At 72.0% G+C, this 25,207-nt stretch carries 20 protein-coding genes and 2 pseudogenes; 12 read left to right on the forward strand and 10 right to left on the reverse strand.

Going from position 1 to position 25,207, the window contains the following annotated elements; all coding sequences use genetic code 11:
• Positions 1-213: 213 nt before the first annotated feature.
• Positions 214-1,641, reverse strand: coding sequence for an MFS transporter (locus tag MKW14_RS05490; RefSeq protein WP_240859317.1), 1,428 nt, complete (start codon positions 1,639-1,641; stop codon positions 214-216).
• 94 nt (positions 1,642-1,735) lie between these two features.
• The gene (locus MKW14_RS05495) at positions 1,736-2,236 is read right to left on the reverse strand and encodes a metallophosphoesterase family protein (RefSeq protein WP_240859319.1); all 501 of its coding nucleotides are present in this window, start codon (positions 2,234-2,236) and stop codon (positions 1,736-1,738) included.
• Positions 2,237-2,332: 96 nt separating this feature from the next.
• Here MKW14_RS05495 and MKW14_RS05500 point away from each other — a divergent pair, with 96 nt between their 5' ends.
• From MKW14_RS05500 to MKW14_RS05510, 3 genes are all read left to right on the forward strand, one after another.
• The gene (locus MKW14_RS05500; protein WP_240859321.1) at positions 2,333-2,794 is read left to right on the forward strand and encodes a MarR family winged helix-turn-helix transcriptional regulator; all 462 of its coding nucleotides are present in this window, start codon (positions 2,333-2,335) and stop codon (positions 2,792-2,794) included.
• A gap of 68 nt (positions 2,795-2,862) precedes the next feature.
• Complete coding sequence (locus tag MKW14_RS05505) at positions 2,863-3,447, forward strand: hydrolase (protein ID WP_240859322.1); 585 nt, start codon at positions 2,863-2,865, stop codon at positions 3,445-3,447.
• 160 nt (positions 3,448-3,607) lie between these two features.
• Positions 3,608-4,105, forward strand: a complete 498-nt coding sequence (locus tag MKW14_RS05510) for a hypothetical protein (protein ID WP_240859673.1) — start codon at positions 3,608-3,610, stop codon at positions 4,103-4,105.
• On the opposite strand, the gene MKW14_RS05515 is transcribed toward MKW14_RS05510, so the two are convergent.
• Positions 4,095-4,898, reverse strand: coding sequence for a class I SAM-dependent methyltransferase (locus MKW14_RS05515; protein ID WP_240859323.1), 804 nt, complete (start codon positions 4,896-4,898; stop codon positions 4,095-4,097). The two genes, MKW14_RS05510 and MKW14_RS05515, sit on opposite strands and share 11 nt — an antisense overlap.
• A 350-nt stretch (positions 4,899-5,248) precedes the next feature.
• Positions 5,249-5,428, reverse strand: a complete 180-nt coding sequence (locus MKW14_RS05520; RefSeq protein ID WP_208780476.1) for a hypothetical protein — start codon at positions 5,426-5,428, stop codon at positions 5,249-5,251.
• 152 nt (positions 5,429-5,580) lie between these two features.
• Between MKW14_RS05520 and ctaD the strand changes: the two genes are divergently transcribed.
• Both ctaD and ctaF read left to right on the forward strand, forming a co-directional pair.
• Positions 5,581-7,248, forward strand: a complete 1,668-nt coding sequence (ctaD, locus tag MKW14_RS05525) for an aa3-type cytochrome oxidase subunit I (RefSeq protein WP_240859324.1) — start codon at positions 5,581-5,583, stop codon at positions 7,246-7,248.
• A complete protein-coding gene (gene ctaF, locus MKW14_RS05530; RefSeq protein ID WP_240859325.1) occupies positions 7,245-7,646 on the forward strand; it encodes an aa3-type cytochrome oxidase subunit IV in 402 nt (133 codons plus the stop codon). The genes ctaD and ctaF overlap by 4 nt, the downstream gene beginning before the upstream one ends.
• Here the strand turns inward: ctaF and qcrB are convergent.
• From qcrB to MKW14_RS05555, 4 genes and pseudogenes are all read right to left on the reverse strand, one after another.
• Positions 7,564-9,081, reverse strand: a complete 1,518-nt coding sequence (gene qcrB / locus MKW14_RS05535; RefSeq protein ID WP_240859327.1) for a cytochrome bc1 complex cytochrome b subunit — start codon at positions 9,079-9,081, stop codon at positions 7,564-7,566. The genes ctaF and qcrB overlap by 83 nt on opposite strands.
• Before the next feature lie 120 nt (positions 9,082-9,201).
• Positions 9,202-9,621 (reverse strand): CBS domain-containing protein, encoded by a 420-nt coding sequence (locus MKW14_RS05540; protein WP_240859328.1) that lies wholly within the window; start codon positions 9,619-9,621, stop codon positions 9,202-9,204.
• A 454-nt stretch (positions 9,622-10,075) separates the two neighbouring features.
• Positions 10,076-10,342 (reverse strand): annotated as a pseudogene (locus tag MKW14_RS41830) (alpha/beta hydrolase fold domain-containing protein); the annotation flags it as partial.
• A 43-nt stretch (positions 10,343-10,385) separates the two neighbouring features.
• On the reverse strand, positions 10,386-12,836 hold the full coding sequence (locus MKW14_RS05555; protein ID WP_240859330.1) for a SpoIIE family protein phosphatase: 2,451 nt from the start codon (positions 12,834-12,836) through the stop codon (positions 10,386-10,388).
• A 481-nt stretch (positions 12,837-13,317) separates the two neighbouring features.
• On the opposite strand from MKW14_RS05555, the pseudogene MKW14_RS05560 reads away from it, so the two are divergent.
• Both MKW14_RS05560 and MKW14_RS05565 read left to right on the forward strand, forming a co-directional pair.
• Positions 13,318-13,541, forward strand: a pseudogene (locus MKW14_RS05560) (hypothetical protein); the annotation flags it as partial.
• Between the two features lie 93 nt (positions 13,542-13,634).
• Complete coding sequence (locus MKW14_RS05565; protein WP_240859331.1) at positions 13,635-15,782, forward strand: PP2C family protein-serine/threonine phosphatase; 2,148 nt, start codon at positions 13,635-13,637, stop codon at positions 15,780-15,782.
• Between the two features lie 81 nt (positions 15,783-15,863).
• On the opposite strand, the gene MKW14_RS05570 is transcribed toward MKW14_RS05565, so the two are convergent.
• The gene (locus MKW14_RS05570; protein WP_240859332.1) at positions 15,864-17,360 is read right to left on the reverse strand and encodes a S1 family peptidase; all 1,497 of its coding nucleotides are present in this window, start codon (positions 17,358-17,360) and stop codon (positions 15,864-15,866) included.
• A 189-nt stretch (positions 17,361-17,549) separates the two neighbouring features.
• On the opposite strand from MKW14_RS05570, the gene MKW14_RS05575 reads away from it, so the two are divergent.
• The 5 genes from MKW14_RS05575 (at position 17,550) to MKW14_RS05595 (ending at position 24,597) form a co-directional block, all read left to right on the forward strand.
• Complete coding sequence (locus MKW14_RS05575) at positions 17,550-17,963, forward strand: PaaI family thioesterase (RefSeq protein ID WP_240859333.1); 414 nt, start codon at positions 17,550-17,552, stop codon at positions 17,961-17,963.
• Between the two features lie 455 nt (positions 17,964-18,418).
• Positions 18,419-18,634 (forward strand): type A2 lantipeptide, encoded by a 216-nt coding sequence (locus tag MKW14_RS05580; protein ID WP_240859334.1) that lies wholly within the window; start codon positions 18,419-18,421, stop codon positions 18,632-18,634.
• A 119-nt stretch (positions 18,635-18,753) separates the two neighbouring features.
• Positions 18,754-19,560 carry an HlyD family efflux transporter periplasmic adaptor subunit gene (locus tag MKW14_RS05585; RefSeq protein WP_240859336.1) on the forward strand — a complete coding sequence of 269 codons (807 nt, stop codon included), beginning with the start codon at positions 18,754-18,756 and terminating at the stop codon, positions 19,558-19,560.
• Complete coding sequence (locus MKW14_RS05590) at positions 19,557-21,779, forward strand: NHLP family bacteriocin export ABC transporter peptidase/permease/ATPase subunit (protein ID WP_240859339.1); 2,223 nt, start codon at positions 19,557-19,559, stop codon at positions 21,777-21,779. The genes MKW14_RS05585 and MKW14_RS05590 overlap by 4 nt, the downstream gene beginning before the upstream one ends.
• Position 21,780: 1 nt before the next feature.
• Positions 21,781-24,597, forward strand: coding sequence for an NHLP bacteriocin export ABC transporter permease/ATPase subunit (locus MKW14_RS05595; RefSeq protein WP_240859341.1), 2,817 nt, complete (start codon positions 21,781-21,783; stop codon positions 24,595-24,597).
• Positions 24,598-24,603: 6 nt separating this feature from the next.
• On the opposite strand, the gene MKW14_RS05600 is transcribed toward MKW14_RS05595, so the two are convergent.
• Positions 24,604-25,131, reverse strand: a complete 528-nt coding sequence (locus tag MKW14_RS05600; protein WP_240859342.1) for an SRPBCC family protein — start codon at positions 25,129-25,131, stop codon at positions 24,604-24,606.
• Between the last annotated feature and the right edge of the window lie 76 nt (positions 25,132-25,207).

The raw sequence follows: 25,207 nt of genomic DNA on the forward strand, positions 1-25,207 counted from the left end.
ACCAGTTCACCGGGACGGCGATGGGAATCCACCGAAATTTCCGTGTGTGAGCCGCGCCTGAACGGGTAGTCGCCGCACAACGGAGGCTTCGTCGCCTCCCATGGCACAGCACCTCTGCGGGAAGGAGGTCCGTGACAGCGCACACTCGCAGCGCCCGGGCCGCTTCCCAACGCGTGAAGCGGCCCGGACCCTTGTCGGGACACGCCTCGCGGATCACCGTTCCCGGCCCGGGACCAGCGCCCCGGGAAGCATGAGCAGCGCCACCAGCGCGGCGGCCGCGTACAGACCGGCGGCTCCCAGCGCGACGGTGTGGAATCCCCGCACGAACCGCTCCCCGTCGCCGGGCTGCCCGGCGACCGCCCCGGCCACCGCGATGCCGATCGCGCCGCCGGTCTGACGTGCGGTGTTGTTCATCGCGGAGGCCAGCCCGGCCCGTTCACCTGGCACGGCGGCGATGGCCGCGGCCACGACCGCCGGGGTCAGCAGGCCCATGCCCACGCCCCACAGCAGGAACGCCGGCAGCAGCACCGGGTAGCCCGAGTGCGCACCGGCGCGGGCCAGCAGCGCCAGACCCGCGGCCGCCACGAGCAGGCCGGCCGTGGCCGGCAGGCGAGCACCGATCCGGCTGGTGACGCGGCCCCCGAAGGGCGCGATGACCGCGAGCGGGGCGAACAGCGGGATCACCGCCAGACCGGCGAGCAGCGCCGAGCGGTGCTGGACCGACTGGAGGAACAGCATCAGCACGAACAGGGTGCCGAGGGTGCCCAGGTTCATGATCCCGGCGGCGATGTTCGCCGCGTCGAAGGCGGGCCTGCGCAGCAGCGGGACGGGCAGCATCGCGTCGTCCCCGCGCCGCAGCTCCGCCACGGCCAGCGCGGGCACCGCGAGGACGGCCACGGCCGCGGCCGCGAGGACCTGCGGAGCGCCGGCGCCCGCGCGGCCGCCCTGGATGAAGGCGTACGTCGCGGCCAGCAGCAGCACGCTGCCCAGCAGTACGCCGGGCACATCGAGGCGGCGGGCCCGCTCCTCCCGGCTCTCCCGGACGATCGCCGCCGCCCACACCAGGGCCACCAGCACGATCGGCACGTTCAGCAGGAAGATCGCCCGCCAGCCGAAGGCGTCGGTGAGCGCGCCGCCGAGCAGCGGGCCGGCCGGGAGGGCCAGGCTGCCGATGCCCGCCCAGACGCCGATCGCCCGCGCGCGGGCCGCGTCGTCGGGGAAGGCGCGGCTGATGATGGCCAGCGTGCCCGGCAGCAGAAGGGCAGCCCCCACGCCCTGCACCACCCGGGCCGCGACCAACACGGGCACACCGGGGGCGAGTCCGCAGGCGAGCGAGCCCGCGCCGAAGACGACCAGGCCGCCCAGCACCACCCGCCGGTGCCCATGGAGGTCTCCGGCCGTCCCGCTGGTCAGCATGAGGGAGGCGAGGGCCAGGGCGTAGCCGTCGACCACCCACTGCAGGCCGCCGACGTCCGTGCCCAGGGCCGCGCCGATGCCGGGCAGGGCGACGTTGACGATGGTGACGTCGAGCAGCACCAGGAAGTAGCCGGCGCACATCACGACGAGGACGGTGCGCGGCGAACCGGCCTGCCGGGCCGTCCCGACCGCGCGCCGGAGGAGCGTTACCGGTGTATCAGCCATGCTTCTGTCGTAACAGGGAGGTCTGACAGTGGCCCGTACGCCGTTGCCGGGCAGGGGTGCCGGGTGCCCCTCGCCCTCGCGGTGAAACCGTCCGTCACCTCGGTGGCAGCCGGTGCAGTTCCACGTCCGTGAGCTTCCCGTCGGCGGCCTGAGCGGTCAGGTACGTGCAGTGGGGCCGGCGGCGGCGGTCGGTCGGTGAACCCGGGTTGAGCAGACGCAGGCCGCCGGGGGCGGTGGTGTCCCACGGGATGTGACTGTGCCCGAAGACCAGCACGTCCAGATCCGGGAAGCGGGCGGCGCAGCGCGTCTCGCGGCCCTGGGCGGCTCCCGTCTCGTGCACGACGCCGAAACGCAGGCCGCCGATCTCGGCGTACGCCACCTCGGGCAGCCGGGCGCGCAGTTCGGGTCCGTCGTTGTTGCCGTACACGGCCACGAGCCGTCGGCTGCGGCTCTCCAGCAGGTCGAGGGTGGCGGTGTCGACCCAGTCCCCGGCGTGGAGGACGACGTCCGCGCGCGGGAGTTCCGCGAGGAGCGGGGCGGGGAGCTCCTTGGCGCGCTTCGGGAGGTGGGTGTCGGACATCAGCAGAAGACGCACGCGACCAGCCTAGACGGCTGCCGGCCCGAGATATCGGCAGTCGAAACTGTTCAGCCTCAACTGGACAGTTCCAGCTGACGGTTCTACGGTGAGGGCATGGATGCACAGCCCAGCGGCGCTCCCGAGGGCATCTCCGAGTCCGCCGCGCGTGCAGCGCGGGATCTGCGGGTCGTCTTCAGCCGCCTGCGCCGCCGTCTGAGGGAGATCGCGGAGGACGACCAGCTGACTCCCCCGCAGGTCTCCGCGCTCACCCTGGTCGCCAAGCACGGCGCGGCCACGGCCAGCGCCCTCGCCGCCGCCGAGGGGGTACGGCCGCAGTCGATGGCGACCACGCTCTCAGCGCTCGACCGGCAGGACCTGATTCGCCGCAGTCCCGACCCGGACGACGGCCGCCGCCAGCTCGTCACCCTGACCGAGGCCGGGCGCCTCCGCGTCGAGGGCGACCGCCAGGCGCGCGAGGAGTGGCTCAGCCGGGCTCTGCAGGACCGGTACACCGAGGACGAGCGGCGCACGGTTCTCGAAGGGCTGACGCTGCTGGAGCGGCTGACCAAGCCGTGAAACCAACGTGGCTGTCGCCTACCGGCCGCCTCTGAAGCACACCCGAACCTCCCCGAAAGGCCTGACCCATGACCGTCACCGCCCTCGACCCCCGCACCGCCCTCGTCGTGATCGACCTCCAGGCCGGGGTCGTCGGCGCCACCACGCAGCCGTACACCACCGCCGAGGTCGTCGACCGCACGGTCCGGCTCGCCGACGCCTTCCGCGCCCGCGACCTGCCGGTGGTCCTGGTGCGGGTCTCCTTCGCCGCCGACGGCGCGGACGCGGTCCCCGGCCGCACCGAGACCTCCCGTCCGGGCGGCCCACGCCCGGCGGGCTGGGACGAGATCGTCGGTGAACTCGCCGGTCACCCCGGCGACATCCTCGTCACCAAGCGCAACTGGGGCGCCTTCCACGGCACCGACCTCGACGTCCAGCTGCGCCGGCGCGGCGTCACGCAGATCGTGCTGACGGGGGTGGCCACCAGCATCGGCGTGGAGTCCACCGCGCGCGCCGCACACGAGCACGGCTACCACGTCACCCTCGCCACCGACGCGATGAGCGACCTCGACCCGGAGGCCCACCGGTCGAGCGTCGAGCGGATCTTCCCCCGCCTGGGCGAGACCGGCACCACGGACGAGATCCTGGAACTCCTTACCAAGACGCACAGGTGAGCCGATCCGGCGAAACGATCAGCGCGGGGCGCGGTGGGACGGGCCCCTGGATCGGGTTGCCATCCGGCCACCGCACCACACACGGCGAACGACCCGAGGGGGCTCGGAAGCCCGATGCCGGTCAAGGCCAGTGTCATCGTCCCGGTGCACGATCCCGAGGGTGGGTGCCGCCGTCGGACGGTTCGGCAAGGCCTCCTTCGACCTGCTGGTGCGCGAGCGCTCCAGCGGTGCCCGGCACTTCCAGCCGGTCGAGGTCATCCGGGAGATCGTGCCGGTCGAGGACAGCCGGAACGTCCGGCTGGTGCTGCGGGCCACGGCCGCCGTCGACCCGGCCCGCGCGGCGGCCGACCGCCCGCTGCACGCCGGGCCGTGGGACACCTACGCCCGGGTCGGGCTGGGCGGGTGGACCATGGGCCGACCTGCCGGCCGACGAGCTGAGCGGCGCGCTGTAGCGCGCCGCCCTGTGCGCGGCTCCCGGGGCCGTCGACCGGCGCTTCCTGCCGCTGCCGCTCGCGCCGCACGCGGACGCGCTCACGGTCAGGACCGTCCGCACCCGCGCGCCTCGCCCCTGCGCCGGCCGGTCCGCGGGGCGAGGCGCGCACTCGCCGCGATCCTGGGGCGCGGCGCGCAGCGGACACCCGAGCGGGTCAGCGGCTGACGGCGAACGGCTCCAGGGCCTTGCGCAGTGCGTCCAGGCCGCGCTTGCGGCTCAGGCCCAGGTTGCGGGCCCGCACCAGCGGGGCCCAGAAGTCCGCCTCCAGCAGCGTCTCCGGCTTGACCGCCTTCACCCGCTCCAGGATCGCCTCGGGCACCTTCTGCGGGTCCGGGACGTTGAACTCGGCCATGATCTCGTCGTACTTGTCCTTCAGCACCGTGTTCTCGTGGTCCGCGCCGAAGACGACCAGCTGACCGGTGGGCTGGGTGTCGACCAGCACCATCGTGAGGTCGGGGCGGTAGCGCGCCAGGATCTCGATGACCTTGTAGACGTCCCCGGTCCAGTACTGGGTGTGCCGGTCGCGGGCCGCCTCGTCGACGCTGCGCGGCAGCATGTCGTCGAAGGCGATCACGCTGGCCCAGTCGGAGTGCTTCTCGACGTTCATGAAGTCGCGCAGCGCGTACTCGAACAGGTGCATGCCGTCGATGAACGACAGGTCGAGGGTGGTGCGCCGCCAGTAGCCGAGCGGGCTGCGGCCACGGCGCAGGTTGCGCACGGGGTGGCGGCCGCTGCGGAGGTGAGCGAGGGGGTTCTCGCGGGCGAAGAAGTCGTCGCTGGTCGCCCGCACCAGGTGGACGTCGACCTTGAGCTCGGTGACCACCTTGAAGGCGGGGTCGATCGCGATGCTGGGGACGCGCGACAGCTTCAGGCTGCGGCCGTCGTTGACTCCGATCTCCAGGTAGTTGCGGTTGGCTGTGGCCTTGTGCAGCTCCCGCAGGAACTCATGGCGATTCACGAAGGGACTCCTTGCGGATCCGGGAAAGTGCTTGGTGCAACAGGGGCACCGGCGCCGCTCCAGGCCGGCTGCCCGCGCAGGTCGCCGACGACACCCCGGGGCTCGCGGCGCGGCTCCGGGGCGATCATCGTGCCGACGAACCTACCTCTGTACGCGCTGTGAGCCAAGCCGTTCCGCCCAATCATGACTTCTTCGGGAAACTCGTCGGCCACCTCGTGTCGAACCCGCTGTCACCGACGGATCCGCACATGCCACCGAGCACGAAGTCGTCGCCCAGGCCCATCACGAAGTCGTCGTCCCCGCGCCGGATCCCATGTCGTGACGCTCGCCGGCGCTGTTCGACGGGCCGCTCAGTCCTCGCCCCGCACGATGTTTCCCTCCGGACCGCACTGGTCCGTTCGGGTGGTCCCGGCGTCGAGGACGGCCGGGACGCAGGTGCGCAGGGCTGCCTTGCCCCGCAGTCGCCTGGCCTTCGACCAGCCGGTCTCGGGGCGGCGGAGTACGGCCTTCTCACTCGTCTGCGTCGTCACGGGGGTTCATCTTCCTTCTGCCTCGTTCCTCCCCGACCGGGTCCCCGGCGGCGCGGGCGCCAAACGCCACGCTGACGGCCCACAGCAAGGCGTGGCGCGAAGGTGCCGCCGTGCCACGGCGGTAGCGTCGCGGCGGCCGCTGGAGGAGGACAATGACGCATCTGTCGGAACATTCCGCCCAGGAGGCCGGCGCCTCCCACAACGCGCTCGGCGCCTCGCTGCTGCGCTGGACCTCGACGACCGACCACAAGGTGATCGGACGCCTGTACATGGTCACGGGCTTCTGCTTCTTCCTGTTCGCCGGGCTGCTGGCGCTCGCCATGCGGGCCGAACTGGCCCGTCCGGGGATGCAGTTCATGAACGAGCAGACCTACAACCAGCTCTTCACGATCCACGGCACCGTCATGATGCTGCTGTTCGCGACACCGATGTTCGCCGGCTTCGCGAACGCGGTGATGCCGTTGCAGATCGGCGCCCCGGACGTCGCGTTCCCGCGGCTGAACGCGCTGTCGTACTGGATGTACCTCTTCGGCGGGGTGATGGTCGTCTCGGGCTTCGTGGTGCCGGGGGGCGCGGCGGCCTTCGGCTGGTTCGCGTACGCCCCGCTCAACAGCGCCTACCACTCCCCCGGCGCGGGCGGTGACCTGTGGGTGATGGGCCTGGTGGTGACCGGTGTGTCGACAACGCTGGGCGCGGTGAACTTCATCGCGACCATCCTGTGTCTGCGGGCTCCGGGCATGACGATGTTCCGGATGCCGATCTTCACCTGGAACGTGCTGTTCACGTCGATCCTGGTGCTGCCCGCCTTCCCGGTCCTGACGGCGGCCCTGCTGGGCCTGGAGGCGGACCGGAAGTTCGGGGCGCACGTCTTCGACGCGGCGAACGGCGGGGCGTTGCTGTGGCAGCACCTGTTCTGGTTCTTCGGGCATCCCGAGGTGTACATCGTGGCGCTGCCGTTCTTCGGGATCATCTCGGAGATCATCCCGGTGTTCTCCCGCAAGCCGTTGTTCGGGTATCTGCCGATGATCGGCGCGACCATCGCGATCACCATGCTGTCCGCGGTGGTGTGGGCGCACCACATGTTCGCCACGGGGGCGGTGCTGCTGCCGTTCTTCTCGGTGATGTCGTTCCTGATCGCGGTGCCCACCGGCATCAAGTTCTTCGCGTGGATCGGCACCATGCGCGGTGGTTCGCTGTCGTTCGAGACGCCGATGCTGTGGGCGTCCGGCTTTCTGGTGTCGTTCCTGCTGGGCGGGTTGAGCGGGGTGCTCATCGCGTCCCCGCCGCTCGACTTCCACCTGACCGACAGCTACTTCATCGTGGCGCACCTGCACTACGTGCTGTTCGGCACCGTGGTCTTCGCGATGTTCGCCGGGTTCTACTTCTGGTGGCCCAAGTTCACCGGGAGGATGCTCGACGAGCGGCTGGGCAAGGTGCACTTCTGGCTGCTGTTCCCGGCCTTCCAGCTCACGTTCCTGGTGCAGCACTGGCTGGGCGAGGCGGGCATGCCCCGCCGGTACGCCGACTATCTCCCCAGCGACGGCTTCACGCTCCTCAACACCCTGTCGTCCGTGGGAGCGTTCCTGCTGGGCGTCTCCACCCTGCCGTTCCTCTACAACGTCTGGCGCACCGCCCGGCACGGACAGCGGGTCGCCGTGGACGACCCCTGGGGCTACGGGCGCGGGCTGGAGTGGGCGACGGCCTGCCCGCCGCCACGGCACAACTTCGTGGCGCTGCCGCGGGTGCGCTCGGAGTCTCCGGCGTTCGACGCGCACCATCCCGCGGTCGTGCGGTGGGCGAGCGAGGAGGGTCTGCGGTGAAGACCGAGTCGTTGTTCTTCGGGGGCGTGGCGCTGTTCTTCGCGGGAAGCGCCGCGTTGTACGGCTGGTGGGCGCGGGAGCCGGCCGGCTCGGCGGTGCTCGTCGTCGCCTTTCTGATGGCCGCGCTGATCTCGTTCTTCACGGCGGTGCAGTACCGGCGCAAGGGGCGCCGGCCCCAGGACCGCACCGATGCCGAAGTAGCCGACGGCGCCGGGCCGTTGGAGTTCTTCCCGCCGGATTCTCGGTGGCCGGTCGTCACGGCGTTCGGCTTCGCGCTGACGGCGACCGGTGTGGTCTACGGGCTGTGGCTGTTCCTCATCGGCCTCGTGGTGCTGGCCCGGGGCGTTGCGGGCTTCGTGTTCCAGTACGTGGACCGGGGCTCCGGTCCGCCGGAGTGAGAGGGGCTCGCGGGGCGCCGGGCCGGAAGTCCGTGACCGGGTGGTGGTCGCTCTCGTAGCCGCCCTCGACGCTCTGGCGCACCTCGCCGCTCTCCACGCCCTCCACGAGCCGTTCCTGTTCGGCGTGGGCGAGGGCGTGGCACAGCCGCCGGGTCACCAGGAAGGCGGCGACGGGCGCCAGGACGAGGGCGATGCGCAGGATCCAGGTCAGGGTGTTCACGGAGATGCGGAAGGACTGCGCCACGACGTCGTTGCCGCCGGCCAGCAGCAGCACGCCGTAGAAGGTGATGCCGGCGACGCCCAGCGCCGTACGGACGGGGCGGTCGCGGGGGCGGTCGCACAGATGGCGTTCCTGGTGTCCCTCGCCGGTCAGGCGCTGCTCGGCGAACGGGTAGAGGTACAGGACGAGGAAGAGCAGCGCGGGCAGGACGACCGCGGGGAGCAGGACGTTCCACATCAGAGTGTGGCCCCAGAGATCGGTCTCCCACGGGGGTACGAGTCGCAGCGCCCCTTCCAGGAAGCCGACGTACCAGTCGGGCTGGGAGCCGGTGGACGCCTGGTCGGGGCGGTAGGGGCCGTAGGTCCACACGGGGTTGATCTGGGCGAGGCCGCCGAGCAGCGCGAGGACGCCGAAGACGATCAGGGACAGGCCGCCGGAGGAGGCGCTGAACTGCGGGTAGAGCGGTTTGCCGACGGCGTTGTCGTTGGTGCGGCCCGGGCCACGCCACTGGGTGTGCTTGAGGTGGAAGACGAGGATGAGGTGCACGGTGACGAGACCGACCAGCGCGCCCGGCAGCAGGAGGATGTGCAGGGAGTACAGACGGCTGATGATCTCGTGGCCGGGATACTGGCCGCCGAAGACGAACATGGCCACGTAGGTGCCGACGACGGGGATCGACAGCATGATGCCCTGGGCGATGCGCAGTCCCGTGCCGGACAGCAGGTCGTCGGGGAGCGAGTAGCCCGCGAAGCCCTCGGCGAGGGCGAGCACGAACAGGGTGAGGCCGATGATCCAGTTGGCCTCGCGGGGCCGGCGGAAGGCCCCGGTGAAGAAGATCCGCAGCAGGTGCAGGCCGATCGCGGCGACGAAGACGAGGGCCGCCCAGTGGTGCGTCTGCCGCATCAGCAGTCCGCCGCGGATGTCGAAGCTGATGTGCAGGGTGGAGTCGAAGGCCTCCGACATGCGCACGCCCCGCAGGGGGACGTACGAGCCGGCGTAGACCACCTCACGCATCTCCGGATGGAAGAAGAACGTGAGCCACACCCCGGTCAGGAGCAGCACGAGCAGGCTGTAGAGGGCGAGTTCGCCGAGCAGGAAGGACCAGTGGTCGGGGAAGGCCTTGCGCAGCAGTGCGCCGCCGCCGTCGAGGACGGGCAGACGGGCGTCGGCGGCGTCGGCCAGCCGCTCCCCGGGATGTCTCCTCGTGCGCTCCACGCCCGACCGCCTCCCTGCTCCGCGCCGCCGGAGTGTTCATCCCACGCGGAGGCGGTGGTGAGCAGCGGGAAGGCGGAAAACACCCGTGGGTGTCGGGCGGAACCCCCGTTCGGGTGTCGCTCAGTCGTTGGGCTTCGCCGCGCTGATGTCCCCGAGGGCCGACCCGGGGTCACGTTCCATGGCCGCGTCGCCGAGGGAGACGATGCCGACGGGCCGGCCGTGGTCGACGACCGGTACCCGGCGTACGGCGTGTTCGCGCATCAGGCGGATGGCGCGGTCGAGGTCGTCGTCGGGGGCCACGGTGACCAGGTCGTCGCTGCAGGCGCCGGCCACGGTGGTCTGCTCGGGGTCGCCGCCCTCGGCGAGCGCGCGGACCACGAGGTCGCGGTCGGTGACCAGGCCGCGCAGCCGGTCGCCGTCGGTGACCAGGACGGCGCCGAGATCCTGGTCGCGCATGAGGCGGGCCACCGCCGTCACGGAGGTCTGCGGCTCCACCGTGACCGGGTCGGCGGTCATGATGTCGCTGACGTGCTGGGGCATGGGGTACCTCTCCTTCGCCCGGGATCGGTGTCCGGACGGCGACGCCGGTCGTCGCCGTCCGGGCCCCGGGTACCCCGGTGCGGCGGTGGTCAGGCGGCGTTGAGCGCGGTGCGCAGGGTGGCGACGGCCTGGTTGATGGCGGCCTCGGGGTCGTGTCCCCCGTCGTGGTGTAGCCGATCACCGGTCCGTCGCCTCCGCTTCGGAGCCGTCCGGTACGTGCCGCTGCGGTCCGTCGTGCGATCACCGCTGGTCCCGGCTCGGCGAGCTCCAACAGGGCCGCCGGCGAGGGCGATTCGGGCCGCGACCTGCGGATTCCGCCGGCTTGATCGGCTACACCACTCGGCGGGACGCCATCGGCCTCGGCGGCATGGGTCTCGCGCAGGGCGTCGAGCATCACGAAGTCGTGGATGATGCCCTCGTAGCGCACGGCGGTCACGGGGACTCCGGCCTCGCGCAGCTTGTTGGCGTAGGCCTCTCCCTCGTCCCGCAGGACGTCCGCCTCGCCGGTGATGACCAGGGCCGGGGGCAGCCCGGCCGGCTGCTCGGTGGACGCCCGCAGCGGCGAGGCGGTGATCCGTGCCCGCTGCTGCGCCGGGAGCGACGCGCGGAGGACGAGCGGTCCGTCGCCATCCGGCTCACCCGCGAGGGCGCGGCCCTGCGGGAGCGGGCGCGCTCGGTCCCCGTGGCCATCGGCGACGCCATGGGTCTGACTCCCGAGCAGGACGCGCCGGCCAAGCGGCTGCTCCGGCTGATCACGGCCAACGTCACGGACGGCTGACCGGCAGCTCCGCCCAGACCTGCTTGCCCCCGCTGACCGGCACCGCTCCCCATGTCTCCGACATCGCCTCGACCAGCAGGATGCCCCGGCCGCCGGTGGCCTCCCAGCCGATGCTGGTCGGCTTGACCGGCGTACGGGGCGAGGTGTCGGCGACCGACACGCGCAGCCGGTTGTCGAGGAGGGTGAGGTCCAGGCGGACCTGGCCGTCGGTGTGCACGAGGGCGTTGGTGACGAGCTCGGACACGACGAGCAGCACGGTGTCGATGTCGTCCCGGGGCACGCCCCAGGCCCGCATGGTGCGGCGGGTGAAGCGGCGGGCGTGTCCGACGGCCTCGGGGACCCGCCAGATCGTCCAGCTCTCGCGCAGCGGGCGCAGCGTCATGCCGTCGTAGCGCAGCAGGAGCAGGGCGATGTCGTCGTTGCGCTGGGCGTTGTCCAGCAGGGCGTCGGCGACCAGGCCGAGGTGGGCGGGGTCCGACACGGACAGTTCGTCGGCCAGCCGGCCGATGCCGAGGTCGATGTCGGCGTCGGCGGACTCGACGAGGCCGTCCGTGGTCAGGGCGATCACCGTGCCGGGCCGCAGACGCAGCACGCTGAGCGGGAAGTCGGCCTGGCTCACGACGCCGAGCGGTGGGCCGACGTCCGTGTCGGGGACCTCCGTGGTGCCGTCGGGATGGCGCACCACGGGCGGCAGATGGCCCGCCCGGACGTACCAGGCGGAGCCCTCCTCCATGTCGACGTCGACGTAGCAGCAGGTCGCGAAGAGGTCGGTCTCCATGTCGGTCAGCAGCCGGTTGGCGTGGGAGACGACGACGTCCGGCGGGTGTCCCTCGACGGCGTAGGCCCGCAGGGCGGTGCGCATCTGGCCCATGAGGGTCGCGGCGGCGGTGCTGTGGCCCTGCACGTCGCCGATGATCAGGGCGACGTGGTTGTCCGGCAGCGGGATCACGTCGTACCAGTCGCCGCCGACCTCCAGGCCGGCCGTGGCGGGCAGATAGCGGGCGACGGCGACCGCGCCGGGCAGCTCGGGCAGGCGGCGCGGGAGCAGCTGGCGCTGGAGCATGCCGACCAGTTCGTGCTCGGCGTCGAAGGCGTGGGCGCGCATCAGGGCCTGTCCGGCGAGGCCGGCGGAGGCCGTGAGCAGGGCGCGTTCGTCGGGGCCGAAGTCGTGCGGGGCGTCCCAGCCGATCAGACAGGCGCCGGCCATGCGGTTGCCGGCGGGCAGCGGCAGCACGGCCAGGCCGCCCGGGCCGACCTCGGCGAGCGCGGGCTCCAGGGCCGTGCCCACGGGCCAGATCTGGGCGCGGCCCTCGCGCAGGGCGGAGGCGAGAGTGGGCATGGCCCGCACCGGCGCGTCGGGCCACTCGCCGCGCCACTCCAGACGCCACAGCTCGGGCCAGGTCTCCGGCTCGGGCGGGTCCAGGACGGTCACGATGAGCCGCTCGCCCTCCAGCTCGGCGAGCGCGATCCGGTCGGCCCTGAGCGGCTTGCGCAGCGCGGAGACCACGGCCTGGCTGACGTCACGGACCGTGCCGGCGGTGGCGAGGGCGGCGGCCAGCCGCTGGACGCGGGCCACGTCGGTGACGTCGGAGCGCAGCTTGGAGGCGTCGGCCACGGTGCCGACGAGCCGGGCGGCCCGGCCCTCGCCGCCGGGCAGCAGCCGCCCGCGCAGCCGCAGCCACTTCGGCGGCCCCGAGGGCTGCAGCACCCGGAACTCCAGCTCTCGCTCGCCGATGGACATGTGGTCGGCCTCCACCACCGACATCAGCGAGGGCAGGTCCTCGGGCACCGTCAGGCCCAGCAGGGTCTCGACCTTGCCGTCGAACTCGCCGCGGGTGAGGGCGAACAGCTCCAGGATGTCGTCGCCGACCTCGACCCGGCCGGAGTCCATGGCGAGGCTGAAGGCGCCCGTCGGCAGTTCACCGCCCTCGGCGGCGCGGGGCGGGGCGGGCGGTGCGACGGCGTCGGCGATCAGCTCCAGACACTTGCGGTCCTCGGTGTCGAACCCGTCGGGCCGCTCGCTCACGGCCAGCAGACAGCCGCCGCCGTCGTCCCCGCGCGCGGGCAGCACCGCGAGGAAGAAGTCGCCGGCCGGTGTCCGTCGCGCCTGGGCGCCCTCGGCGAGTTCCTTGGGCCCCAGCCACACCGCACCGCCCGAGCGATGGGCGTCCGCGACCGGGGAGTGCCCGGAACGGGGATAGCTGTCGCGCAGCCCGAACAGTGTCCTGGGCACGCCCGCCGACTCCACCAGGCACAGGGCGTCGCCGTCCTCGGCGGGCGTGTACAGCGCGGCGAAGGCCGCGCCCGCGAAGACGAGCGCCTGTTCCAGGATCCGGTGCACCCGCTCCTGCGGGCCCGGACCGGAGGCGAGCGCTTTCAGGGCACCTTCGGCACGCAGCGTCCTCGTTCTGCGTCCGTCGCCGCCCTCAGTGACCACGTCCGCAATTACAGCGCGTATGAGAGTGGCGCGCAGCCCCTGTGAGCGTTCCGTGGAGGTCACAAGGCGTGTCGAGTCGAACGAGACCGAACATGTCTTGACGCGTGCGTACCGCACGGCGACCTCGTGACACAGGTGACTGTCCGCGGCCCTGCCCCGGCTGGAAGCCTCGCTGCGGGGCCACGGAAGGGGATCCATGGACAAGCGGTACGAGGTGTACGCCCCTCGCGGACAGACACTTCCACGACACGCCGGACCGGCTCGCCGCGGCCGGTGAGCAGGGCACCGCCCTGTTCGCGACGGCCCGCCGCGAGGTTCCCGAGGGCTGGGACGCTGCGCGGACCGGGGACTGGCTGACGCCGACGCCGCTCCGGGCGGACGGCAGTCCGGTCTCCGGGCCGGCGCAGGGCTGGAAGAGGCTCGGCGCCCTGCTGAAGGGCTGCGCGGGGCCGTACTTCCTTTGACGCCGGGTTCGACAAGGCGCGCCGGCATCCTCACCGCCGCCACCTCACGCTGCTACGCCCAGCCCCCGGCCTCTTCCAGGGCCGCGCCGGAATGATCCTGCACCTCGGCCGCACCACGGCACCGGACGCCGGCGAGCGACGGCTCGCCGAGCAGATCGCCGGGCTCGGCTGGTACGCGAGGGCGTACGAGGGCCGACTTGCCTTCCCCGGGCACCAGATGATGCGGCTGTCCATGGACCTCGCCAAGGCGCCGCCCCACCCCGCTCGCCGTGCGCGTCCGCTCCGCAGGGGGCAGATTTGATCCCTGGGACCCGCCGCCGAGCCGGGCGAGGAGGTGGTCGGCGTGTCCGACGGGCAGGGGGCCGCCGCCCAGGCGCCGGCGACCGTACGGACGCGGGTGGGGCGACCACTGCTGTCGCTGGCGCTCGCCTCGATGATGGACGAGGTGCACGCGCACTCCGGCGCGGTGTATCTGCTGGCGTCCGGTGAGCCGGTGCTGGAGATGGCCGTGATGGCGGGATTGCCGCGGGCGTTCGCGGCGCCGTGGGAGCGGGTGGGGCTGAGCGCGCCGATCCCGGTCGCCGACGCGCTGCGCGAGCGGCGGCTGGTGTGGGTGGGCGGCGAGGAGGACATGGCGGTCCGCTATCCCCGGATCGCGGTGGTGCTGCCGTACCCCTTCGCGCTGGCGGCCGTTCCGGTGGCGACCGAGTCGACGGCGTACGGCGCGGTCTTCGTGACCTGGCCCGGCTCCCATCCGCCGGAGCTGTCGGACCGGGAGCGGGACCATCTCACGGCGGCCTGCGACCGGCTGGCGCTGCGGCTGGAACGCGCCCTCCAGGAGAGCCGTCCGCCGCTGCCGGAGCCCGATCTGCTCGCCACGCCGGTGGTGGCCGGGGCGGCCGGCACGCTGGGCACCGTGGAGGCGGCGCGGATGGTGTCCAGGCTGCCGTACGGGCTGTGCTCCCTCGATCTGCACGGCCGGGTCGGTTACGCCAACCCGGCGGCCGCCGAGCTGATCGGTGTGCCGGTCAGCAGACTGCTGGGCAACCAGCTGTGGGCCTCGGTGCCCTGGCTCAACGACCCGGTCTACGAGGACCGTTACCGCGCGGCGCTGCTCAGCCAGCACACGACGTCGTTCGTGGCGCTGCGGCCGCCCGGGGACTGGCTGTCGTTCCGGATGTATCCGAACACGACCGGGCTGAGCGTGCGGGTGACCCGGGCGCGCGCGGTCACGGAGATGAACCGGGCCGGTCCGCAGCCCGGCGACGCGCCCTCCCGGCTGGTCACCATCTCGCAGGTGCTGACGCTGGCGGGAGCGCTCACCGAGGCGGTGGGGGTGCAGGACGTGGTGCAGCTGGTCGCGGACGAGATCGCGCCGGCCGTCGGCAGTCAGGCGCTGGTCGTCCTCGGTTCCCGGGCGGGGCGGCTGCACGTGCTGGGCCATCGCGGGTATCCGGACGCTCGGATCGTGGAGCGGTTCGACGGGCTGCCGCTGGCCCGGCAGACACCGGGCACGCACGCGCTGACCACCGGGGTGCCCGCGTTCTTCGCCTCCCGTGAGGAGCTGGAGCGGCTGTACCCGTCGGTGCAGGCGCCCCCGGACGGCTTCGAGGCCTGGGCGTACCTTCCGCTGATCGCGTCCGGCAGGCCGGTGGGCACCTGTCTGCTCGCCTATGCCGAGCCGCACCCGTTCCCCGCGGACGAGCGGGCGGTGCTCACCAGCCTGGGCGGTCTGATCGCGCAGGCCCTGGAGCGGGCCCTGCTGTACGACGCCAAGCACCGGCTGGCGCACGGTCTGCAACAGGCCCTGCTGCCGCACTCGCTGCCCGCGCTGCCCGGCGTCGAGGCGGCCTCGCGCTATCTGCCCGCCACCCAGGGCATGGAGATCGGCGGCGACTTCTACGACCTGGTGCCCACACAGGGCGTGGCGGCCGCGGTGATCGGGGACGTGCAGGGGCACAACGTGACCGCGGCCGGGCTGATGGGCCAGCTCCGCACCGCCGTGCGGGCCTACACGACCGTGGGACAGGCTCCGGCGGAGGTCATGCGCAGCACGAACCGGCTGCTGATCGATCTGGGCGCCGACCTGTTCGCCAGTTGTCTGTATCTGCGGCTGGATCCGGCGCGCGGACGGGCCGTGATGGCCCGGGCCGGTCATCCGCCGCCGCTGCTGCGGCGTCCGGACGGGCGGGTACGGGTGCTCAACCTGGCCGGCGGACCGCTGCTCGGCATCGACGGCGGCGCCGTCTACCCGACGACGGAGGTGGGCCTGCCACCCGGCTCGGTGCTCGCGCTGTACACCGACGGGCTGATCGAGTCGCCGGGCGTGGACATCGAGGACGCGCTGGCGGAACTCGGGGAGCGGCTCGGGGAGGCCGGGGAGCTGCCGCTGGAGGAGCTGGCCGACCATCTGGTGCGGTACGACGCCGGGTCCCGCGAACGGCTCGACGACGTCGCGCTGTTGCTGCTGCGGGCGCGCTGAGCCCGCGGACGCGGTGCGGCCCGGCCCTCCCGCCGGAGGGCCGGGCCGTCCACTGTCGACCGGAACCGCGGGTGAGGTCGATCAGCGGGTCTGGGTGAGCGACGAGCCGTCGTTCGCGCCGGTCCCGGACTGGTCGTTCGCGCCGGTCCCCGACTGATCGCCCGCGCCGGTTCCGGACTGGTCGCCCGCGCCGGCGCCCGACTGGTCGCCCGCGCCGGTTCCGGACTGGTCGCCCGCGCCGGCACCCGACTGGTCGCCGGTGCCGTCGGTCGCGGAGGCGGACGGGTCGGCCGAGCCGCCCACCGCGTCGCCGCCACCCACCGCGTCGCCGCCACCCGCCTGGTCACCGGCGCCGGTGCCGTCGGTCGCGGAGGCGGAGGGGTCGGCCGCGCCGCCCTGGTCGCCCGCACCCGCACCCGCGCCCGCCCCGCCGTCACCCAACGTGGCGCCCGTGGCCTGCAGGGCCGCGGTCACCGGCTGGAAGAAGGTCTCGCCGCCGGCGGTGCAGTCGCCGCTGCCGCCGGAGGTCATGCCGACCGCGCTGCCGTCCTGGGTGAACAGCGAGCCGCCGCTGTCGCCGGCCTCGGCGCAGACGTTGGTCTGGATGAGGCCGTTGACGGTGTCCACGCCGCCGGGGTTGGTCTCGCTCTGGAAGTTGACCGTGGCGTCGAGACCGGTGACCTGGCCGTCGTGCAGACCCGTGGTGCTGCCCATCCGGAACACCTGCTCGCCGACGGTGGCGTCCGCGGCCTTGGTGATCTGGACGGTCTGCCCGTTGCCGGCGTTGACCTCGCTGGCGGTCTGGGTGTTGGGGTCGTCGTACTTGACCAGCGAGAAGTCACTGCCGGGGAAGGTGGCCTGGTCCACGGTGGCGATCGGCTGGCCCGTCTCGGAGTCGGACCACTGCTTGGCGGCCACTCCGCAGTGACCGGCCGTCAGGAAGGCCGGACTGCCGTCGCTGGCGGTGACGTTGAAGCCGAGGGAGCAGCGGACCGTGCCGCCCTCCGCCTGGGCGAAGATGGCGTCGCCGCCCGCCACCAGGGTCTTGAAGGTGCCGGAGGTCTTCTTCACCGTCGCCATGTCGGCGCCGAGGCTCTGGACCGTCGACGTCAGTCTGTCCCACTTGGCGCCGGTGACCGTGCTGTCGGCCGTGACGGCGAGCTTGTTGGTCTTCGGGTCGATCGCCCACGCCGTGCCCGGGATGGTCGCCTTGGCCTTGAGGGTCTGTGCCCCGGCCTTCAGTGCGGCGAGGCTGTTCTTGACCTCGCGGACCTTCGCGCCGGCCTTCTTCGCCTGCACCACCACGTTGTTGTCGCCGGATATGACGTTGACGACGAGCTGCTGGCTGCCCGAGTCGTAGTACGAACCGGCGAAGGCCTGTCCGAGCAACTGCTGGAGCTGCGCGGCGAGATCCGAGGCGTCCGTCGCCTTCAGGGTCTTGGGTGCGACGGCGGCGCCGTTCGACGAACCGTCCTGGGAGGCGTTGGCGTTCGGCAGCAGGATTGCGGCCGCGCCGAGCGCCACGACGCTGCCCGCCGCGATCGCGGCCTTGCGCTTCGGAATTCGCTTGTGACTCAAACTTCTCGACCTCCTGGGGGACCGGAGTCTGTGCCGCCGTTCGGCAGCTGTTCTGTTCTGGCGCCTGGATGGCTGTTGGTACGCACGGGCCGCGTGGTGCGTTCAATTCCGTTTGCCAACTCTCTTTGCCGGATGCGGAATCGGCCATGACTCGCGTCTGACGAAGCGACACGGGGAACAATCGCCCATATGACGATGACGACCGCCGAAGCCGACAAGATCCTCTCCGCCAGCTTCGCCCCTTGGGTGCTCGAGTTGGGCCTGCGTGTCGAGGCGGTGGGAGACGACCGGGCGATTCTGCGTCTGCCCTGGTCGGACCGCTTGTCACGGGAGGGCGGAGGGCTGTCGGGGCAGGCGCTGATGGCCGCCGCGGACACGGCGACGGTGATCGCGGTGTCGGCGGCGCGCGGGGTGTACGGACCCATGACGACGGTTCAGCAGTCGACGTCGTTCCAGCGCGCGGTGTCCGGTTCGGATGTCCTGATCGAGGCGGTCCTGAGCAAGCTCGGCCGGCGCATGGCGTTTGCGGACATCACGATGACCGACGGGGACTCGGGCGAGATCGCCGCCCGGGCGAGCACGGTCTACGCGCTTCTGGGCTGACACGGTCCGCAGTCGGCCGACGACGATCCGTCGTGAACCGCGCGCCGAATCCCGGCTCCAGAGAATCTGCACACTGAATACTCAGCGAAGTCACGGTGGGCGAAGGTTCTGCACAAGCGCGCCCGCTCCCCCACGCCATTACGACGGGAGTGTCGGATTCGCCTGACGATCAGCAAGACCCGGGACGAGCCGATGCGGTGACGCATGTGAAGAACCTGCCACCGAGCCGTGCGCACTCCTGCACGGATCGGGGTCCCTGGGACTCAAGTTGCCTGGTGAGACGGTTGGTTGATTGGAAGCCCGGACCAGCGGCGTGCTTTGATCCATCGCACCGCGGGAGCCGCTCAGGGCTCCGGAGACGGACGCCCGGCGCCCGCGGTCCGCGGTCGTCGCTCTGTCCTCAGAGGGGTGCCGCTCCCCCCTTGTGAGATATCCATATGAAGGGAAGTTCCATCATGAACTCCACCCCCCAGGTTGAGACCGTCGAGATCTCCGACGCCGAGCTCGACAACGTCTCCGGCGGCCTGCAGGTCAACGCCCTGGGCACCGTCACCGGCCTGGTGGACGGCATCGCCCCGGTTTCCGGCCTGGTCGACACGGTCGTCGGCACCGTCGAGGGTGTCACCGGCCTGAACACCGCCCCGGTCACCAACCTGGTCGCCGGTCTCTGATCGCACCTGTTGTGATCCTGAGTCCCGGAGCCGTTCGCCGGCTCCGGGGCTTGTCGTTGTCGTGAACCAGCCGGCTCGCCGAGCCGGTCCTTCCTCGTTTTCAGGTGAGGGAAAGTCCCGTGCAGTTCCGCCAACAGGCCCTCGCCAAGCTCCAGTCGCCGGAGGAGCTCGACCTTCCCGTGCGCTTCGCCCGGCCGCAGGGCTGGCTCGCGCTGTCCGTGACGGTGGTCGCGGTGGCGGCCGCCTCGGTGTGGGCGGTGACCGGCTCGGTGGCCTCCACGGTCAGCGCGCCGGCCATCCTCACCCACGGGCAGGGCAGTTACATCCTGCAGAGCCCGGTTGCCGGACAGGTCACCGCCGTACTCGCCGAGCAGGGCGAGCGACTGCCCGCCGACTCCCCGGTCCTGAAGGTCAGGACGGCACAGGGCGACACCGTCGTCCGCACGGTCGCCGCGGGCCGGATCACCGGACTCGCCGCCACCATCGGGCAGATCATCCAGACCGGCGCGAACGTGGCCGCCGTGGAGAAGGTCGCCCACGCCTCCGACCCGCTGTACGCCACGGTGTACGTGCCCGCCGAGAACGCCGCCGCCATCCCCGCGGACGCCGAGGTCGACCTGACCGTCTCCTCGGTGCCCACCCAGACGTACGGCGTGCTGCGCGGCCAGGTGAAGTCGGTGGACCGCTCGGCGGAGTCGGCCCAGCAGATCGCCGCGTTCCTCGGCGACAGCCAGCTGGGCGAGCAGTTCACCAAGAAGGGCCGCCCGGTGGCCGTACTCGTGAAGCTGGACAGGTCGTCGGCGACCAGGAGCGGTTACCGGTGGTCGTCCAAGGACGGCCCGCCCTTCGGCCTCACCTCCATGACCATGGCCTCGGGCTCGATCCGGCTGGCCGATCAGCGTCCCGTCGATTGGCTGCTGCCGTGAGCACCGCACAGGAGACCCGGAGCAGGCGCCGCTCCGCTCCGCCCAAGCGCCCGGTTCCCAAGGGGAGGGCGAGGACCGTCCGCACGCCGACGGTCCTGCAGATGGAGGCCGTGGAGTGCGGCGCCGCGTCCCTCGCGATGGTGCTCGGCCACTACGGCAAGCACGTCCCGCTGGAGGAACTGCGTATCGCCTGCGGTGTCTCCCGGGACGGCTCGCGGGCCAGCAACCTGCTGAAGGCGGCGCGCAGTTACGGCCTGACGGCCAAGGGCATGCAGATGGACACGGCCGCCCTGGCCGAGGTGAGGACCCCGGCCGTGCTGTTCTGGGAGTTCAACCACTACGTCGTCTACGACGGCATGGGCCGTCGCTTCGGCCGGCGCGGCGTCTACATCAACGACCCCGGCAAGGGCCGCCGTTTCGTGCCGATGGAGGACTTCGACGGCAGCTTCACCGGTGTCGTGCTGGTGATGGAGCCCGGCGAGGGCTTCACCAAGGGGGGCCGCAGGCCCGGCGTCCTCGGCGCGATGCCCGCCCGGCTGCGCGGCACGGCGGGCACCCTGCCGGCCGCGGTGCTGGCGAGCCTGCTGCTCGTCCTGGTCGGCGCGGCGGTGCCGGCGCTCAGCCGTACCTATATCGACATGTTCCTGATCGGCGGGCAGACCTCGCTGCTGGGCGTGCTGTTCGCGTCGATGGGCGCGTGCGTGCTGTTCACCGTCCTGCTGACCTGGCTGCAGCAGGTCAACCTGCTGCACGGCCGCATCATCTCCTCCACCCTCTCCAGCGCCCGTTTCCTGCGCCATCTGCTGCGGCTGCCGGTGACGTTCTTCGCCCAGCGCAGCCCCGCCGACCTGGTGCAACGGCTGCAGTCCAACGACCAGGTGGCCGAGACCCTGGCCCGCGACCTCGCGGCGGCGGGCGTGGACGCGGTGGTCGTCGTCCTCTACGCCGTCCTGCTCTACACCTACGATCCGCAGCTGACCTTCGTCGGCATCGGGGTCGCGCTGCTCAACATCGTCGCGATGCGGATCGTCATCCGGCTGCGGGCCACCCGGACGGCGAAGCTGCGCGCGGACAGCGCCCGGCTCACCAACACCGCGTACACGGGCCTGCAGTTGATCGAGACGATGAAGGCGACCGGCGGCGAGGACGGCTACTTCCGCAAGTGGGCCGGACAGCACGCCACGACGCTGGAGGAGCAGCAGCGGCTCGGGGTGCCGAGCGCCTGGCTGGGCGTGGTCGCGCCGACGCTGGCCTCGCTCAACAGCGCGGTGATCCTCTGGGTCGGCGGCATGCGCGCGGTCGAGGGCGGCATCTCGGTGGGCCTGCTGGTCGCCTTCCAGTCGCTGGTCACCCGCTTCACCGCCCCCATCACCCGGCTCAACGGAGTCGCCGGCCGTATCCAGGACTTCGCCGCCGACGTGGCCCGTCTCAAGGACGTCGAGAACTTCCAGGCCGACCCGCTCTACGGGCGTCCCGGCGCCGGCGACTCCACGCGCCGGCTGCACGGCCATGTCGAGCTGCAGAACATCACCTTCGGCTACAACCCGCTCGACAAGCCGCTGCTGACGGGCTTCGACCTCACGGTCGGCCCGGGCCGGCAGGTGGCGCTGGTGGGCGGCTCGGGCAGCGGCAAGTCGACCGTCTCCCGCCTGATCTCGGGTCTGTACGCCCCCTGGGAGGGCGTGATCCGCATCGACGGACAGCGCCTGGAGGACATCCCGCGCGGGGCGCTGGCCGCCTCCGTGTCCTTCGTCGACCAGGAGGTCTTCCTCTTCGAGGGCTCGGTCCGCGACAACGTGGCGCTGTGGGACCCCTCGATCCCGGACGACGCGGTGATCGACGCGCTGCGGGACGCGGCCCTGTACGACGTGGTGACGCGCCGGCCCGGCGGCATCCACAGCAGGGTCGAGCAGGACGGCCGCAACTTCTCCGGCGGCCAGCGTCAACGCCTGGAGATCGCGCGGGCGTTGGTGCGCCGGCCCAGCATCCTGGTGCTGGACGAGGTGACCAGCGCGCTCGACGCGGAGACCGAACAGGTCGTGATGGACAACCTGCGCCGGCGCGGCTGCGCCTGCGTGGTGATCGCGCACCGGCTCAGCACAGTGCGCGACAGCGACGAGATCGTCGTCCTGCAGCACGGCACGATCGTGGAGCGCGGGCGGCACGAGGACCTGGTGGCACGCGGCGGCGCGTACGCGGCGCTGGTCAGGGAGCGATGAGATGACGACCGCACACGAAGGCGACCTGGTTCTCGGCGCCCTCGGCTCCCTGGGCAGCCGGATCGACTGCTCGGGCCTGACCCGGCTCGACCTGGAGGGCCCGCAGGTGCTGTGGCTGGTCGCGGCCGGCAGCCTGGACCTGTTCGCGGTGGACGCCGTGCAGCAGGGCCACTGGCACCACCTCGGCCGGCTGGAGGCGGGCTCACTGGTCCTCGGCCCGGTCCTCGGACCCCAGCACACCCTGGTCGCCCGTCCGTTGCGCGACTGCGTGGTCCACCGCATCGGCCTGCGCGAGCTGTACCAGGCGGCCGACACCCAGACCTGGTCCTACGACGAGTACGGCAACCCCCAGTACGTCCCGCCGACCACCAGCCCCCTGGAGTACGCGCTCGCGCTCGGCGTCGGCCGCGGGCTGTCCGTCCTCTTCCAGGCGCCGATGGCGACCGAGCGGGCCGCCGAGGTCACGGACGAGGACGTGTTCTGGATGCAGGTGCCGCCGGGCAGCGTCCAGTACGGCTCGCTGTACGGCGCCGAGGCCGCGGCCGACCTGCTGATGGACCCGGCGGTCTGGCAGAGCATGGTCGACCAGCAGTACCGGCTGCTGACCACCCTGGACCGCTGGATCGAGCAGCTGGAGCGCACCCACGAGACCCGGACGGCCGCCGGGATCAAGGCGGGTGAGGCCGTCCGCGCCCAGGCCGACCGGACCCTGCTGGCCTCGATCGGCAAGTCCTCCGCCCAGCGCACGACGTCCGCCGACGCCGACGCGAGCTACGCGGCGTGCAAGCTGGTCGCCGAGGCGGCCGGCATCCCGCTGGCCGACCGCACGCAGAGCGGGACCGGAAGCGACCGGCTGGACCCGGTGGAGCAGGTGGCCGTCGCCTCCCGGGTGCGCACCAGGGCCGTACGCCTCGACGGCCGCTGGTGGCGGGACAACATCGGGCCGCTGGTGGGCCACCGCGCCCTGTCGGGTGCGCCGGTCGCGCTGCTGTGGCGGCGCGGCGGCTATGTGGCCGTCCATCCGTCGACCGGACGTGAGACGCCGATCGAGAAGGCCAACGCGGAGGAGTTCGAGCCGCGCGCGGTGATGTTCTACCGTCCGCTGCCCGAGCGGACGTTGAGCCCGCTGCGGCTGCTGCGGTTCAGCATGCGCGGCACCGGCGGCGATCTCATGAACCTGCTGGCCAGTGGTCTGGTGACGGTGGCGATCGGGGCGCTGGTGCCGATCGCCACCGGCAAGGTGCTGGGCGAGTTCGTGCCGAGGGCCCAGACGGACCTCATCGTGCAGGTCTGTCTCGCGGTGATGCTGACCAGCGTGGTGGCGGCGGCCTTCATGCTGCTGGAGAACCTCACCATCCTGCGGCTGGAGGGCCGTATCGAGGCCACGCTCCAACCGGCCGTCTGGGACCGGCTGTTGCGGCTGCCGACGAAGTTCTTCACCGAGCGCTCCACCGGTGAGCTGGCGAGCGCGGCCATGGGCATCAGCGCGATCCGCCGCATGATGGCGGGCATCGGACCGGTCGTCGCGCAGTCGGTGACCGTCGGCGCGATGAACCTGGGCCTGCTGTTCTGGTACAGCCCGTCGATGGCGATGGCGGCGATCGGCATGCTGGTCGTCATCGCGGGCGCGTTCCTCGGGCTCGGTCTGTGGCAGGTGCGCTGGCAGCGCAGACTGGTCGTGCTGAACAACAAGCTGAACAACCAGGCCTTCCAGACCCTGCGCGGTCTGCCGAAGCTGCGGGTCGCGGCGGCCGAGAACTACGCGTACGCGGCCTGGGCGTCACAGTTCGCCCGCAGCCGGGAGCTGCAGCAGAAGGTCGGCCGGATCAAGAACCTCACCACGGTGATGGGCGCGGTCTATCTGCCGCTGTGCACCCTGCTGATGTTCATGCTGCTCGCGGGGCCCGCGCGCGGGGTGATGTCGGCCGCCGCGTTCCTCACCTTCAACACCTCGGTGACGATGCTGCTGACCTCGGTCACCCAGCTGACCGGCGCGTTCGTGTCGGTGGTGGCCGCGCTGCCGCTGTTCGAGGAGATCAAGCCCGTGCTGGAGGCGACGCCGGAGGTGCGCACGGCGAGCACCCGGCCCGGCCCGCTGACGGGGGCGATCGAGGCGCGCCGGCTGTCCTTCCGGTACGCGGACGACGGGCCCCTGGTCCTGGACGACGTGTCCTTCGAGATCCGCCCGGGCGAGTTCGTGGCGATCGTCGGACCGAGTGGCTGCGGCAAGTCGACGCTGCTCAGGCTGCTGATCGGCTTCGACAAGCCGGTCTCGGGCAGTGTCCTGTACGACGGCCAGGACCTGGCCGCCCTCGACCAGTCGGCGGTGCGCCGGCAGTGCGGGGTGGTGCTCCAGCACGCGCAGCCGTTCACCGGCTCGATCCTGGACGTCATCTGCGGCACCGAGCCGTACACGCCGGAGGAGGCGATGGCGGCGGCCGAGATGGCGGGGCTCGCGGAGGACATCAAGCGGATGCCGATGGGGCTGCACACCATCGTCTCGGGCAGCGGCGCGGTCTCCGGTGGCCAGCGTCAGCGCCTCATGATCGCGCAGGCGTTGATCCGCCGGCCGCGGATCCTGTTCTTCGACGAGGCCACCAGCGCCCTGGACAACGAGACGCAGCGCACGGTGATCGAGTCGACGAAGGCGCTGAACGCGACGCGGGTCGTCATCGCGCACCGCCTCTCGACGGTTCTGGACGCCGACCGCGTCATCGTGATGGAGGACGGCAAGGTGGCCCAGCAGGGCCCGCCCGCGCAGCTGCTGGCGGACACGGGCGGGCGGCTGCACGAGCTGGTGCGGCGGCAGCTGGCCTGAGGCCGGTCAGTCGAGGCCGGGGACGGGCGCTCCCGAGGGCACGCCGGCCTGGATGTAGCCGTCGTAGAACTCCTTCCAGGGTGCTCCCGCCCCGGTGTGCGGCCCCTCGGACCGCTCGTTCCGTGCCCTCGCGTCCAGGGCCGCCAGGCACACCTCCCAGCCGGCTCCGTTGCGGGCGGCGGTGTCGGCGGACTTCAGGACGTCGGTCAGGGTGAAGCGGGTGCGGCCGTCGTCCAGGGCCTCGAGGTCGAAGCGGAGTTCGTCGCCGCCCCACGCGAAGGAGAGGTGGCGCGGCTCGTCGAGGGCGAGCACCCGGCCCGTGGACTCGGGCATGTGCGGGTCGCCGGTGAAGGTGATCGTGCCGCCGGGGCGCGGGTCGATCTCGGCGCGGGAGGGGAACCAGTGGGCGAGTTCGCCCGCGTCGGTCACGAACTGCCAGACGCGCTCGATCGGATGGTCGTAGACACGGCTGAAGCGGACGGCCGGGCGGCCGTCGTCCAGGGTCAGATAGGTACCGGTGAGATCAGCGGCCATGGTGGATCAGTCCTTCGGGGCGGATGGAACAGAGACGGAGAACACATCTAGCGAAACGTTGCCGTTTCGCTCGGCA

The organism is Streptomyces gilvus (assembly GCF_022513565.1).
Taxonomy (GTDB): Bacteria; Actinomycetota; Actinomycetes; order Streptomycetales; family Streptomycetaceae; genus Streptomyces; species Streptomyces gilvus.